The sequence below is a fragment of the Blastochloris sulfoviridis genome, assembly GCF_008630065.1.
GTDB lineage: Bacteria > Pseudomonadota > Alphaproteobacteria > Rhizobiales > Xanthobacteraceae > Blastochloris > Blastochloris sulfoviridis.
This window is the reverse complement of sequence record NZ_VWPL01000003.1, coordinates 201,537-214,567: the sequence shown is the minus strand read 5'-3', so window position 1 is coordinate 214,567 and position 13,031 is coordinate 201,537. Positions and strand designations below refer to the sequence as shown.

The window sequence follows — 13,031 nt, the reverse complement described above, 5'->3', positions numbered from 1 at the left end:
TTTTCTTCGTTTTTTTTATAATAAAACTCCCTCTGGGGTTTTGGGGGGGGGGGCGTCTTTCTCTCCTTCGCGCCCCCCGCCCCAGGATGTCGGCGCTGCGGGATGGTGACGCTGTAGCCGGCAAACGATCGGGCGGCATGCCGCCCGATCCGGTCTGAGACGATTTCCGGGTGATGGGCCCGGCTTCTTTCTTCCCTCTCCCCTTGCGGGAGAGGGTGCCGAGCGATCGATGAGATCGCGAGGCGGGTGAGGGGTGAAATCGCGCAGCCTGCGAGAAGCCCCCTCACCCGGCTCGACCTCGCTTCGCTTGGTCTCGCCACCCTCTCCCGCAAGAGCCTGCGCCCGGGCTCGCGCAAGCGCGGCCCGGGTGGGAGAGGGAAGGAGCGCGGCTCCCGCCCAGCGCTTCTTCCGCGGGGGTGAAACGGAAGCCATCTCACGGCGGTCCGGATTACGTCCGGTCGATCCGTCGGTCGATCCTTCGCGGCCCCGGAAACCGCCATGGCGGCGATCCTTTGTTCGACAGGGGCGATTTTCGGCGGCCCGACGGTGGCTCGAAGGCTTGTCCGGCCAGAGCCTTATTCTTCATTATGACACGTCTGCGTGATATTCTTTGTAGCTACAATTCCTGCGCGAGGCCTGTTCTTGCGCGGAGCGTGGCTGTGCGGACCATCGCCGTCGCAGCCGGCCCGGCGGCGAACGCGCCGGAGAATCCATCGCGCCGGAGCATCCATGAAGTTGAAGCTGCTCGGTCTCGCCATCGTCGTCGTCGTCGCCGGTCTCGGCGCGCTGGCGGCGGCGTTCCTGATCGATTGGGGGGCGCAGCGCGCGCTGCTCGAGTCCCGGCTTGGCCGCGCCTTCGGTGCGCGGGTCGCCATCGCCGGCCCGATCGACGCCCAGTTGCTGCCGACGCCGCGCTTCGTGCTGCGCGAGGTGACGATCGGCGGCGAGGGCCGGCGGCTCGACGCCGCCGAGGCGTTCGGCAGCCTCGAGCTCTGGCCGCTGCTGCGCGGCGAGATCCAGGCGCGCGAGCTGGTGCTGATCGAGCCCCGCATCGAGATCGATAGCGAGGCGCTCGGGGCGCCGGGGCTCGCCGGCCTCGCCATTCCCATCGCTGCCCGGCGGCTGGTGGTGGAGGGCGGGGAAATCGCGCTCCGCGACCGCGCCGGCGGCCGCACGCTCGCCATCACCGACCTCGACGCCACCGGCGATTTGCGCGAGCCCGAGGCGCTGGCGCGGCTGCAGGGCCGGGCGACCATCGCCGGGGTGGGCGCCGCCATCCGGCTCGCGGCCTCCGCCGAGGCGGACGGGGTGCGGCTGCGGCTCGCGGCCGACGATCTCAAGCTCGACAGTCCGGGCGGGCGCCTCGCCGGCCGGATCGCCTGGGACAGCGCGGGCGCGCCCGGCGGCCTTCTCACCGCCGAACTTGACGCAGCGTCGCTCGACCTCGACGCCCAGCCGGCGCTCAGCCGTGCCGCCGGGTTTCTCCGGGCCCTGGTGGGCGGCGGCGAGGTGCGGCTGAACATCGGCGCCGATTCGCTGCGCTACGCCGATGTAACGGCGCGGCGCGTCGAGGCAAGGCTCGTCTACGGCGCCGCAACGCTGGCGATCGAGCGTCTCGGCGTCGCCGATTTCGGCGGTCTGACGGCGACGGCGCAGGGCCGGCTCGCGCGCCTCGACGGCGAGGTCGAAGGCCGCATCCGGCTCGATCTCGTCGCCGACGGCACCGCCGGGCTCCAGGCGCTGGCCGGGGCCGCGGCGCTGCCGCAGGCGTTTGCCCGGCGGCTGGCCGCAGCGCTGGTGCCGGCGCGGCTCACGGTCGACATCGTCGCCGGCAACCTGTTGGTGGAAGGCGATATTTCGCCCGAGGAGGCGGCCCGCATGGTCGCCGTCGGGCTGCGCGGAAGCACCGGTTTGGGTGCCGTCAATGTGCGGGCCGGCGTGCCGCTCGACGCGCCGGAGACGGTGGTCGCGAGCGTCGCGCTCTCGGGCGGCAGCGCCCGCATGTGGGCGTCGCTGGCCGGCCTCGATCTGCCCGCGGGCGACGCCCGGCTCGGCCTCAACTGGAACGGCCAGAGCGGCGGCGCCGGGGAGCTGGAGGCGCGGCTGTCGCTGCCGGCCCTGGAGGCGGAGACGCGCGGCCGGCTCGCCCTCCGCGACGGACGGCTCGACCCGGATCTCGGGCTCGCCATCGCCAAGGGCGACCTCGGCAAGCTCTTGCCCACGCTGGACGATTCGCCCCTGCCGGTGTCCGGCTCGCTGTGGCTGACGCGCACCGGCGACACGCTGCGGGCCGAGGCGATCGACCTCGAGCTCGCCGGCACGCCGCTGAAGGGGGCGCTCGACATCGGCACAGGCGATCCGCTGCCGCTGGCCGGCGCGCTGGCCGCCGGCCGGATCGACCTGCCGCAGCTTCTGGCGGTGCTGGGCCGCGATGCAATCCCCGTGGCGCTCGACCTGACACTGACGACGCCGCGCCTGACGCTGCCGCTGGGCTGGACGGTCGCGGATGCCAAGGGCACGCTCACTTACGCCGCGCCGCGCAGCGAACTTGTTGTCAACGAAGGCAGATTTGCCGGCGGTCAGGCGCAAGGCCGGCTGGCGATGGTGACGTCCGAGGAGGGCGTGAGCGCCGACCTCGCCGTCTCGCTCAGCGGCGCCGACCTTGCGCTGCTGCCGGCTCAGGAGGGGGGCGCCAAGCCAAGCGGCCGGCTCGATGCCGAGATCGCAGCGGCCGGCACCGCCCGCACGCCCGCCGATCTTCCGGCCGCGCTCGCCGGGCACGGCACGCTGAAGGTCGAGGCGCTGTCCTGGCCGGGGCTGTCGCCCGACGCCCTGGCGGTGCTCGCCGGCCTTGCCGGCAAGACCGCGCCGTCCGGGAGCGCGGTGCGCGCCGCGGCCGAGGCCGCGCTGGCGGCGGGACCGCTCGACCTGCCGCGCGTCGAGGCCACGCTCACGATTGCCGGCGGGCAGGTGCGTATCGGCGAGGTGCGGACACAGACCGCGGCGGCGACGCTGCGCGGCTCGGCCGAACTCGATTTCGACGCGCGCAAGCTGCAGGCCCGGCTCGATATTTCGCCGCGCGACATCACCCTGCCGGGCTCGCCGGAGCTTGCGGTGCGCTGGAGCGGGCCGTTCCTGGCGCCGCGCCGGGAGATCGACGTGTCCGCGGTGATGGCAGCCCTCGCGCGGGCCGCGGCCGAGCGCGCGCCCTCGGTCAGCCGGCGCGGCAGTAGGTGACGAAGCTCATCGCCGCCTCGTCGGCCTCGCCTTGGACTGGGCCGATGCGCGCGGTCTCCCGCCACCGGCTGCGGTCGAACGGCGGAAAATGGACGTCGCCCTCCGGCCGCGCCGCCACCTCGGTCAGCACCAGCCGGTCGGCCAACGGCAACGCCTCGGCATAGAGTTCGCCGCCGCCCACCACCATGATCTCGTCGGTGCCGCGGCGCAGCGCCTCGCCCTCAGCCGCCCGCAGCGCCGCCGGCAGCGATGCAGCAACCAGCACGCCGGGCGCGGCGAAGCCGCGGTCGCGGGTGACGACGATGGAAAGGCGCCCGGGCAGCGGCCGGCCGATGCTGGCATAGGTCTTGCGGCCCATGACCAGCGGCCGGCCCAGGGTCGTGGCCTTGAAATGCTTGAGGTCGCTGGGCAATCGCCAGGGCAAGGCGGCGTTCCGGCCGATCACGCCGTTCTCGGCGACCGCCGCGACGATGACGATCGCCGCCGCCATGCCGTCATTTCTTCCGGAAGGTGTCGAGCCGCACGATGGTGGCGCCGCCCTCGTTCTGGCCTTCGCCGGTGCCGGTATCCTGGCCGATGGGCGTCTCGCCCGCCTCGTGCGCGGGCAGCGCCTGCGGCACGCCGGTGACCGGGACCGACCCGCGCGGCCTGCCTTCCAGGGTCTCCGTCGCCGGCCGCGGCTCGGCCTCGGCGCCCTCGGCGCCCGGCTCGGCCGATGCGGCGGCATCGTCGACCACCTCGAACTGCAGCCCGAACTGCACCGAGGGATCGAAGAACCCCTTGAGCGCGCTGAACGGCACGAACAGCCGCTCCGGGATGCCGGCAAACGACAGGCCCACCTCGAAGCCATAGTCCGAGACCGACAGGTCCCAGAACTGGTGCTGCAGGATGATAGTCATCTCTTCAGGATAGCGCTCCAGCAGGCGCGGCGACAGCCGCACGCCCGGCGCCCTTGTGTCGAAGGCGATGTAGAAATGATGCTCGCCCGGCAGGCCGTCGCGCATGACGTCCTGCAGCACGCGGCGCACGACGCCGCGCAGCGCGTCCTGGGCGAGAAGATCGTAGCGGATATGGTCGACGGTCATGCGTTGATCAAATTTTTTACGCCCGAACGGCGTCACGCCCAGTAGACTTCAGGGAGGCCACGCCGGGGGCGTGAGTGGAGGCTTCTGTTGCCAGGTGCCTCCGAACCCCGCCTAGTACGCGCAAGGCACTAGGACTTTAAGTGGTCTTTCAAACCGCGTCACGCGGCCTGAGCAACCGGCGCATAGTTGTCATTCGCAACTACACTAATGGCCCGATAACGGCGGAACCATGCCGAGCGAAAGCACACCCTTTACGCCCTCGTCGATCCTATTTCGCCCCCGCCGCAGCCGGCCTGATCCGCTGCAGAACCGGCTGGGGTGGAGGCGCCGGGTACCGCCCCCGGGTCCGATGGGTTTATTCCGATAGCCATTTATCGCCATAGCCGACTTGCGCCGGCCCGCTGAATATAGGGGTGGACGGTCGGCAAAGGAAGGGCGCAAGCGCGCTGCGTCGCGCGTCGTCATCCACAGGGTGGCTGAAACCTCCGACATGGACGGGCTATAGAGAGCCGTCCGACACGCGAGCAGCCCCCATGCGCCAGTATCTCGACCTGATGGCCCGCATCCTCGAAGAGGGGGTGGAGAAGCGCGACCGCACCGGCACCGGCACGCGCTCGGTGTTCGGCCATCAGATGCGCTTCGACCTCGCCAATGGCTTTCCGCTGGTCACCACCAAGAAGCTGCATCTGAAATCGATCATCGTCGAGCTGCTGTGGTTCCTGCGTGGCGACACCAACATCAAGTACCTGCACGAGCACGGCGTCACGATCTGGGACGAATGGGCGAATGGCGAGGGCGAATTGGGCCCGGTCTATGGCCGGCAGTGGCGTTCCTGGCCGTCCGGCGACGGGCGCACCGTCGACCAGATCGCCGACCTCCTCGACCAGTTGCGCCGCAATCCCGATTCGCGCCGGCTGATCGTCACCGCCTGGAACCCGGCGGAGGTGCCGGACATGGCGCTGCCGCCCTGCCACTGCCTATTCCAATTCTATGTCGCGGCGGGGCGGCTGTCCTGCCAGCTCTATCAGCGCTCGGCCGATGTGTTTCTCGGCGTGCCGTTCAACATCGCCTCCTACGCGCTGCTCACCCACATGGTGGCGCAGGTGGCGGGGCTTGAGCCGGGCGAATTCGTCCACACCTTCGGCGACGCCCACCTCTATCTCAACCACCTCGACCAGGCGCGGCTGCAGCTGTCCCGTTCGCCGCGGCCGCTGCCGACGCTGCGGCTGAACCCGGACGTGCGCGACCTCTTCGCCTTCCGCCTCGAGGACGTCGTTATCGAGGGCTACGACCCGCACCCGCACATCAAGGCCGCCGTGGCGGTGTGAGACGGACACCGGAAAACGGCGGCGGGGCCGAGAATCTGTCGTCCCGGCCAAGCGGCGGGATGCTCAGCATCCGCCGCGCGAGCCGGGACCGTCTTCAAGACGAGATCCATTTTTCGGATGACGACCCCGGGTCTCGGCTCCGCCTCGCCCGGGGTGACGCGGAAAGAGTCGTCGTCCCGGCCAAGCGAAGCGCGAGTCGGGACCATTTTCAGGAAGGGGACTTCTTCTGCATGACGATCCCGGGTCTCACGGCTTCGCCGTTCGCCCGGGACGACGAGCGGATGTTAAGGCCCTTCAGGCCAGAAACCGTTCACTCCGGCGCGATCATCTTCTCCGGCCGGACGATGGCGTCGAACTCGGCGTCGGTGACGTAGCCGCCGCCCACCGCCTCCTGGCGCAGCGTGGTGCCGTTCTTGTGCGCGGTCTTGGCGATCTTGGCGGCGTTGTCGTAGCCGATCTTGGGGGCGAGCGCGGTGACCAGCATCAGCGAGCGGTCGAGCGCCGCCTTGATGTTGTCCTCGCGGGCCTGGATGCCCACCACGCAATTGTCGGTGAAGCTCACCGCCGCGTCGGCCATCAGCCGGACCGACTGCAGGAGGTTGTAGGCCATCACCGGATTGTAGACGTTGAGCTCGAAGTGGCCCTGGCTGCCGGCAAACGTGATGGACGCCTGGTTGCCGAAGATGTGGGCGCACACCATGGTCATCGCCTCGCACTGGGTCGGGTTGACCTTGCCGGGCATGATCGAGGAGCCGGGCTCGTTCTCGGGCAGCGACAGTTCGCCGAGGCCCGAGCGCGGGCCGGAGCCCAGAAGGCGGATGTCGTTGGCGATCTTGAACAGCGCGGCCGCCACCGTGTTGATGGCGCCGTGGGTGAACACCATGGCGTCGTGGGCGGCGAGCGCCTCGAACTTGTTGGGCGCCGAGGTGAAGGGCAGGCCGGTGATGGCGGCAATGCGCGCGGCCACCTTCTCGGCAAAGCCCACGGGTGCGTTGAGGCCGGTGCCGACGGCGGTGCCGCCCTGGGCGAGCTGCATCAGGCCCGGCAGGGTCAGCTCGATGCGGGCGATGCCGTTCTCGATTTGCTGGGCGTAGCCCGAGAACTCCTGGCCGAGGGTGAGGGGCGTGGCGTCCTGGGTATGGGTGCGGCCGATCTTGATGATGTGGGCGAACGCCTTGGCCTTGGCGTCGAGGGCGGCGTGCAGGTGGCGCAGCGCCGGCAGCAGGCGGCGGACGATCTCCTCGGCGCCGGCGATGTGCATCGCCGTGGGATAGGTGTCGTTCGACGACTGGCTCATATTGACGTGGTCGTTGGGGTGCACCGGCGTCTTGGAGCCCATCACCCCGCCCAGCATCTCGATGGCGCGGTTCGAGATCACCTCATTGGCGTTCATGTTGGACTGGGTGCCCGAGCCGGTCTGCCACACCACCAGCGGGAAGTGGTCGTCGAGCCGGCCGTCGATCACCTCCTGCGCGGCGGTGACGATGGCGTCGGCGATCTTGGGATCGAGCCGGCCGAGGTCGCGATTGGTCTCGGCGCTCGCGCGCTTGACGATGCCGAGCGCGCGCACCACCGGCAGCGGCTGCCTCTCCCAGCCGATCTTGAAATTGCCGAGCGAGCGCTGCGTCTGGGCGCCCCAGTAGCGGTCGGCCGGGACCTCGATCGGGCCAAACGTGTCGGTTTCGGTGCGGGTCTGTGGGCGCGTCGTCATGTCGGGAACGGTCCGTTGGTCTGAGGCGGGAAGCGGACGACCGCGGCGCGGTTGCAGCTCCCCAGGTCGCCGCGAAGGCACGGTGATGACACCGGGCTTCTCGGCGCGCGGAAGGCGAAGCGCCGGCGCGCAGGTGAGCCGGCGTTCGTGAAAGGCGGAGCGCTCATATCACACGGGGTCCGCAACACACAGGTTCGGATACGGTGTCCGGTTGATCCCTTCGGGATACCGGAACCGGTCTCGCCGAAAACCTCTTGTTCGGAAACGGGATTTTCGGCGATTTGAATACGGTTCTCCGGCTTGATCAGCCGGAAACCGTATGAAAGATCATGTCACGATTGCACAGCCGAGGTTGCGCCGAAGGCCCTTGGCCACGAACAGCTTTTGGCATGTGGAGAAGGGCCGGCCGCGCCGTCTCGCCGCAGTTCGCTTTGCGTCGTTTTCGGCCAGAAAGGGGAACGTGGGGCGCGATTCTGCCGCATCGGAAGCCGGCCTGGGAATCCGCGTGCGTCACCTGGGAATTGGGTCCGTGGCGAAGGATATTCGATATTGCGAAATGACTGTATGACCGCGCTTTGCGCATCAGCGGTATTCTGCTGGGGAGTCTTCCGGAACGTGGTGAATTAGAATACATCAATATCGCTCAACGCTTAACCTTGGCGGAGCGGAGGGGGAGGGAGTGGGTGCCGGAACTTTACCTTGACGAGCAGAATCGGTATAAATTCATAACATCCAGGATGTGCATCGCTTCGGCCTGCATTCGTCTTGCCGCAGGCGCATCCGGTTTGGCAGTGGGGCACCGGGCCTGTCGTTCATGACTGAGGTGATCAACCTGCGGCAGGCACGCAAGAAAAAGGTGCGCGCTGCAGCCAGCGCGGCTGCTGCCGGCAACAGGCTGCGCCACGGCCAAACCAAGGCCGAACGAGACAATGAGGAAACGCGGCGGGCCAAGGCCGACCGCTTCCTTGATGCGCATAAGCGTGAAAAGGGCGAATGAGATGAAGAGTCCGGTCGTCAAGCGATCGATCGTGATCGCGGGCCACAAGACCAGCGTAAGCCTGGAAGATGCCTTCTGGGATGCGCTGAAGGAGATCGCCTCGCTGCGCAGAACGACGCTGTCCGAGCTGGTCGCCTCCATTGATGGTGGCCGCAACCACGGCAACCTGTCTTCGGCCATCCGGCTGTTCGTGCTCGACTACTACCGCAATCGCCCGCGCTGAGCGCCTGCGGCGCCAGTGATCTGCCGGCCCAAGCCGGCAGCATGTCCCGCCCCAGCCAATTTTCGGCCTTCCCCGTCACGGTCGCGCCCGAGCGTGCCGGCGCGCCCGGGATTCGCCGTTGCGCACCGGCGCCGCGCTTGCGTGGCACGGTGGGTGTTCCAGCCGGACGTGGGCGCGAGAGCAGATATTTCAAGACTATCTGTGCCATGAACCGGTGGTTTGGCCCGGTCTCCGGCGGTGTTGTTTTCTGCTTTTTTCAATTCGATTGTGGGCCAGGCTGGCGCTGTTTCGGAAGGACCGGGGGCGACAACCTTCCTCTCACGTGCTGCGCCGAACTTTTGCCGGGGTCCGTTGAAAGGGCTTGCCTCCTTCCTATATCCCGGCCAAGAGCGATATCTTGGACAAGACCGATGTCGGCCAAGATCGCGTCCCAAGACCGCGTCGCGACCGGCGTCGGTCACGAGATGCGGTGACAGGAAGGAACACTCAATGCCCTGGAGCAACCAGAGCGGCGGCGGCGGGCCGTGGGGACAGGGGCCGCGCGGCCCCTGGGGCAGTGGCCCCCAACCCAGCGGATCCACGCCCCCCGATCTCGAAGACCTCATCCGCAAGGGACAGGACCGTTTGCGCAGCGTGCTGCCACCGGGCGGCTCGCTCGGCGGGCGCGGCTTGGCGCTGGGCGGTCTGGCGCTGGTTCTGCTGTGGTTGGCGACAGGCTTCTACCGGGTCGAGCCCGACGAGCAAGGCGTGGTGCTGCGCTTCGGCAAGTACGTCTATTCGACCGACGCCGGTCTGAACTACCACTGGCCCTGGCCGATCGAGACGGCGCTGACGCCGAAGGTCACCACGGTCAACCGCATCGATATCGGCATGCGGCAGTTCGACGATGCCCGCCGCAACACGATCACCCGCGACGTGCCCGAAGAAAGCCTGATGCTGACCGGCGACGAGAACATCGTCGACATCGATTTCACCGTGTTCTGGCAGATCGCCAAGGCCGGCGACTTCCTGTTCAACATCCAGAACCAGGAAGGCACCATCAAGGCGGTGGCCGAGAGCGCCATGCGCGAGGTGGTCGGCCGGCGCGACATCCAGCCGATCCTCACCGGGGCCCGCCAGGCGATCGAGGCGGGCGTGCAGGAGCTGATGCAGAAGACGCTCGACGACTATGGCGCGGGCGTCATGATCCGTCAGGTGCAGATGCAGAAGGTCGATCCGCCGAGCCAGGTGATCGACGCCTTCCGCGACGTCCAGGCGGCGCGAGCCGACGCCGAGCGTCTGCAGAACGAGGCGCAGAGCTACGCCAACCGGGTGGTGCCGGAGGCGCGCGGCGACGCGGCCCGGGTGATCCAGTCGGCCGAAGGCTACCGCGAGCGGACCGTGGCCGAAGCGCGCGGCGCGGCCAGCCGCTTCACCCAGATCTTCGACGAATACCGCAAGGCGCCCGAAGTGACGCGCCAGCGCATCTATCTCGAAACCATGGAGCGTGTGTTCGGCGGCATGGACAAGGTGATCATCGACCAGCGCGGCGGCCAGTCGCAGGGCGTCGTGCCCTTCCTGCCGCTCGATGCCCTGCAGCGGCGCAGCGCCCAGCCGCAGGGAGGTTCGCGATGAAGGGGGGCATTCTCAGCGGCATCGCCTTGGTGGTGCTGGCGGCGGTGGTGATCCTCGGCTATTCGTCGGCGTTCATCGTGCACCAGACGCAGCAGGCCCTGGTGCTCCGCCTGGGCGAACCGGTGCGGGTGATCCAGCAACCCGGCCTCGCCTTCAAGATGCCGTTCGTCGACAGCGTGACCTTCTTCGACAATCGCGTGCTGGATCTGGATGCCCAGCCGCAGGAAGTGATCGCCTCGGACCAGAAGCGGCTGGTGGTGGATGCCTTCGCCCGCTACCGCATCTCGAACGCGCTGCGCTTCTTCCAGACGGTGGGCACCGTCCAGGGCGCCAATTCGCGCCTGTCGGTGCTTCTCAATTCCGCGGTGCGCCGCGTGCTGGGCGAGGCCACCTTCATGCAACTGGTGCGCGACGACCGCGCCGGCCTGATGTCGCGCATCCGACAGCAGGTGACGCCCGAGGCGCAGAACCTGGGCGTGGAGATCGTCGACGTGCGCATCCGCCGTGCCGATCTGCCGGACGCCAACAGCCAGGCGGTGTTCGAGCGGATGAAGACCGAGCGCCAGCGCGAGGCCAACGAGATCCGGGCCCAGGGCCGCGAGCAGTCCCAGCGCATCACCGCGCGGGCCGACCGCGACGTCACGGTGCTGATCGGCGAAGCCAACGCCAAGGGCGAGCAGGTGCGAGGCGAAGGCGATGCCGAACGCAACCGCATCTTCGCCGAGGCCTTCGGCCGCGACCTGGACTTCTTCGCCTTCTACCGGTCGATGCAGGCCTATGAGGCGGGCTTCAAGCCCGGCGAGACGCGCATGATCCTGGCCCCGGATTCGGCCTTCTTCCGGTACTTCGGCGATCCTGGCGGAAACCGGAAGCCGGAGACAGGAAAGCCCTGAGGCGGGACGTCCCAAGACCATGGCGGACTTCATCGTCGCGTTCGGGCTTCTGCTGGCCATGGAGGGGCTGCTCTATGCCGCCGCTCCGGACTTGGCGCGGCGGGCGGTCGTCAGCATCCTGCAGACCCCCGATCCGGTGCTCCGGGTCGGGGGTCTTGTGGCGGCGATCGCGGGCGTGGTGCTGATCTGGATGGTGCGGGGCTGAGGCCGTCCGCAACGGCTCGCGGCGGCGAGCCGCGGTCTGTGGTATCGGTGGTCCTCGGCATCCGGAGGGCTTGCGTGGCAGCGGCGTTCGCGCGAGCGTCTGTTCGATTCGAAACAAGGAGTTCCGGGGCCATGCTCTCTCAAGCCCGTGCTTTGACCGTCGTGCGTCTCGGGCTGGCAGCCGCGCTGGCTCTGGCCGTCGTGCCGCCGCTGCCGGGCGCCCATGCGCAGCAGATGGCAAGCCGCGAGCTTCCCGACGTCGCCGACGTCGTCGACAAGGTGATCGATGCGGTGGTCTACATCTCCACCACCGCCCGCGTCGAAGCCAAGCAGGGGCCGATTCCCCAATTGCCGCCCGGCTCGCCGTTCGAGGAATTCTTCGAGGAGTTCTTCAAGAAGCACGGGGGCAATGGCGGCGGCAACGGCTTCGATCCGCACCGCCAGCGCCGCCAGACCTCGCTCGGCTCCGGCTTCGTGGTCGATCCCAGCGGCATCATCGTCACCAACAACCATGTCGTCGAGGGCGCGGACGAGATCTTCGTGACGCTGAACGATTCCACCCGGCTCAAGGCCGAGCTGGTCGGCCGCGACAACAAGATCGACCTCGCGGTGCTGAGGGTGAAGCCGGAAAAGCCGCTGAAGGCGGTGAAGCTCGGCGACTCCGACAAGCTGCGGCTCGGCGAATGGGTCATCGCCATCGGCAACCCGTTCGGCCTCGGCGGCACGGTCACGCTGGGCATCGTCTCGGCCCGCAACCGCGATATCAGCTCCGGGCCCTATGACAATTTCATCCAGACGGACGCGGCCATCAACCGCGGCAATTCCGGCGGGCCGCTGTTCAGCCTCAAGGGCGAGGTGATCGGCATCAACACGGCGATCATCTCGCCGTCGGGCGGCTCGATCGGCATCGGCTTTGCGGTGCCGGCCGCCACCGCCGCCCCGGTGATCGATCAGCTCCGCAATTTCGGCGAGACGCGGCGCGGCTGGATCGGCGTGCGCATCCAGCAGGTCAGCGACGAGATTGCCGAGCGCCTCGGTCTGTCCAAGTCCAATGGCGCGCTCGTCGCCGGGCTGACCGATGGCGGGCCGGCGGAAAAGGCCGGCCTCAAGTCCGGCGATGTCATCGTCAAGTTCGACGGCCACGATGTGAAGGAGATGCGCGACCTGCCGCGGGTGGTGGCCGCAACCCCCATCGGCAAGGCGGTCGACATCGTCTTCCTGCGCAACGGCAAGGAGCAGGCCGCCAAGGTGACGGTCGAGCGGCTGGACGAGGCGGAGAAGCAGGCGTCGTCCGCCAAGCCCGCGCCCCAGCAGCAGCCGGCGGCGGACCGGCCCGGCCGGCTGCTCGGCCTCGATCTGGCGCCGCTCACCGACGAGCTGCGCAAGCGTTTCCGGATCAAGGAGTCGGTCAAGGGCGTGGTGATCACCGCGGTCGACCGCGACTCCTCGGCCTCCGAGAAGGGCATCCAGGCCGGCCAGGTGCTGGTCGAGGTGGAGCAGCAGCCCGTATCCGCCCTGGCCGACGTTCAGCGCCGGCTCGACGCGGTCAAGAAGGACGGGCGCAAGTCCGTTCTGCTGCTGGTCGCCAATGCCGAGGGAGAGCCGCGCTTCGTCGTCGTCGCCGTCCGCTGAGTGATGGCAGGAGAGGGCCGGCGCGGTCCGGATTGCGTAAGGTCAGGTTCCGCAGCGTTTACAGGCAGTTTTCGGTTACACGGCCGCTTTTTTTGCTTGTTTCGGCC

11 protein-coding genes and 1 other RNA gene are annotated in these 13,031 nt (G+C 68.6%); 8 read left to right on the top strand and 4 right to left on the bottom strand.

All coding sequences use genetic code 11. The features are described 5' to 3' along the window. Nucleotides 1-729: 729 nt before the first annotated feature. On the top strand, nt 730-3,237 hold the full coding sequence (locus F1193_RS02985; RefSeq protein ID WP_150096184.1) for an AsmA family protein: 2,508 nt from the start codon (nt 730-732) through the stop codon (nt 3,235-3,237). On the opposite strand, the gene F1193_RS02980 is transcribed toward F1193_RS02985, so the two are convergent. From F1193_RS02980 to ssrA, 3 genes are all read right to left on the bottom strand, one after another. Then, nucleotides 3,215-3,727, bottom strand: a complete 513-nt coding sequence (locus F1193_RS02980; RefSeq protein WP_150096183.1) for a dihydrofolate reductase — start codon at nt 3,725-3,727, stop codon at nt 3,215-3,217. The genes F1193_RS02985 and F1193_RS02980 overlap by 23 nt on opposite strands. A 4-nt stretch (nt 3,728-3,731) precedes the next feature. Then, nucleotides 3,732-4,322: an SspB family protein gene (locus F1193_RS02975; protein ID WP_150096182.1), complete on the bottom strand. Its 591-nt coding sequence runs from the start codon at nt 4,320-4,322 to the stop codon at nt 3,732-3,734. Nucleotides 4,323-4,395: 73 nt separating this feature from the next. Next, nucleotides 4,396-4,759: a transfer-messenger RNA gene (ssrA, locus tag F1193_RS02970) on the bottom strand. 96 nt (nt 4,760-4,855) lie between these two features. Between ssrA and F1193_RS02965 the strand changes: the two genes are divergently transcribed. Then, nucleotides 4,856-5,650, top strand: coding sequence for a thymidylate synthase (locus tag F1193_RS02965; protein WP_150096181.1), 795 nt, complete (start codon nt 4,856-4,858; stop codon nt 5,648-5,650). A 310-nt stretch (nt 5,651-5,960) separates the two neighbouring features. On the opposite strand, the gene fumC is transcribed toward F1193_RS02965, so the two are convergent. Then, the gene (fumC, locus tag F1193_RS02960) at nt 5,961-7,361 is read right to left on the bottom strand and encodes a class II fumarate hydratase (protein WP_150096180.1); all 1,401 of its coding nucleotides are present in this window, start codon (nt 7,359-7,361) and stop codon (nt 5,961-5,963) included. Between the two features lie 814 nt (nt 7,362-8,175). On the opposite strand from fumC, the gene F1193_RS02955 reads away from it, so the two are divergent. From F1193_RS02955 to F1193_RS02930, 6 genes are all read left to right on the top strand, one after another. Continuing rightward, nucleotides 8,176-8,358 carry a DUF4169 family protein gene (locus F1193_RS02955; protein ID WP_150096179.1) on the top strand — a complete coding sequence of 61 codons (183 nt, stop codon included), beginning with the start codon at nt 8,176-8,178 and terminating at the stop codon, nt 8,356-8,358. Nucleotide 8,359: 1 nt separating this feature from the next. Then, nucleotides 8,360-8,581: a ribbon-helix-helix domain-containing protein gene (locus F1193_RS02950; RefSeq protein WP_126396552.1), complete on the top strand. Its 222-nt coding sequence runs from the start codon at nt 8,360-8,362 to the stop codon at nt 8,579-8,581. A 489-nt stretch (nt 8,582-9,070) separates the two neighbouring features. Continuing rightward, nucleotides 9,071-10,195 carry an FtsH protease activity modulator HflK gene (gene hflK / locus F1193_RS02945; protein WP_150096178.1) on the top strand — a complete coding sequence of 375 codons (1,125 nt, stop codon included), beginning with the start codon at nt 9,071-9,073 and terminating at the stop codon, nt 10,193-10,195. Beyond that, the gene (gene hflC / locus F1193_RS02940; RefSeq protein WP_150096177.1) at nt 10,192-11,088 is read left to right on the top strand and encodes a protease modulator HflC; all 897 of its coding nucleotides are present in this window, start codon (nt 10,192-10,194) and stop codon (nt 11,086-11,088) included. The genes hflK and hflC overlap by 4 nt, the downstream gene beginning before the upstream one ends. Nucleotides 11,089-11,107: 19 nt before the next feature. Continuing rightward, nucleotides 11,108-11,293 carry a DUF2065 domain-containing protein gene (locus F1193_RS02935; RefSeq protein ID WP_150096176.1) on the top strand — a complete coding sequence of 62 codons (186 nt, stop codon included), beginning with the start codon at nt 11,108-11,110 and terminating at the stop codon, nt 11,291-11,293. A gap of 131 nt (nt 11,294-11,424) precedes the next feature. Next, nucleotides 11,425-12,924 (top strand): Do family serine endopeptidase, encoded by a 1,500-nt coding sequence (locus tag F1193_RS02930; protein WP_150096175.1) that lies wholly within the window; start codon nt 11,425-11,427, stop codon nt 12,922-12,924. Nucleotides 12,925-13,031 lie beyond the last annotated feature (107 nt).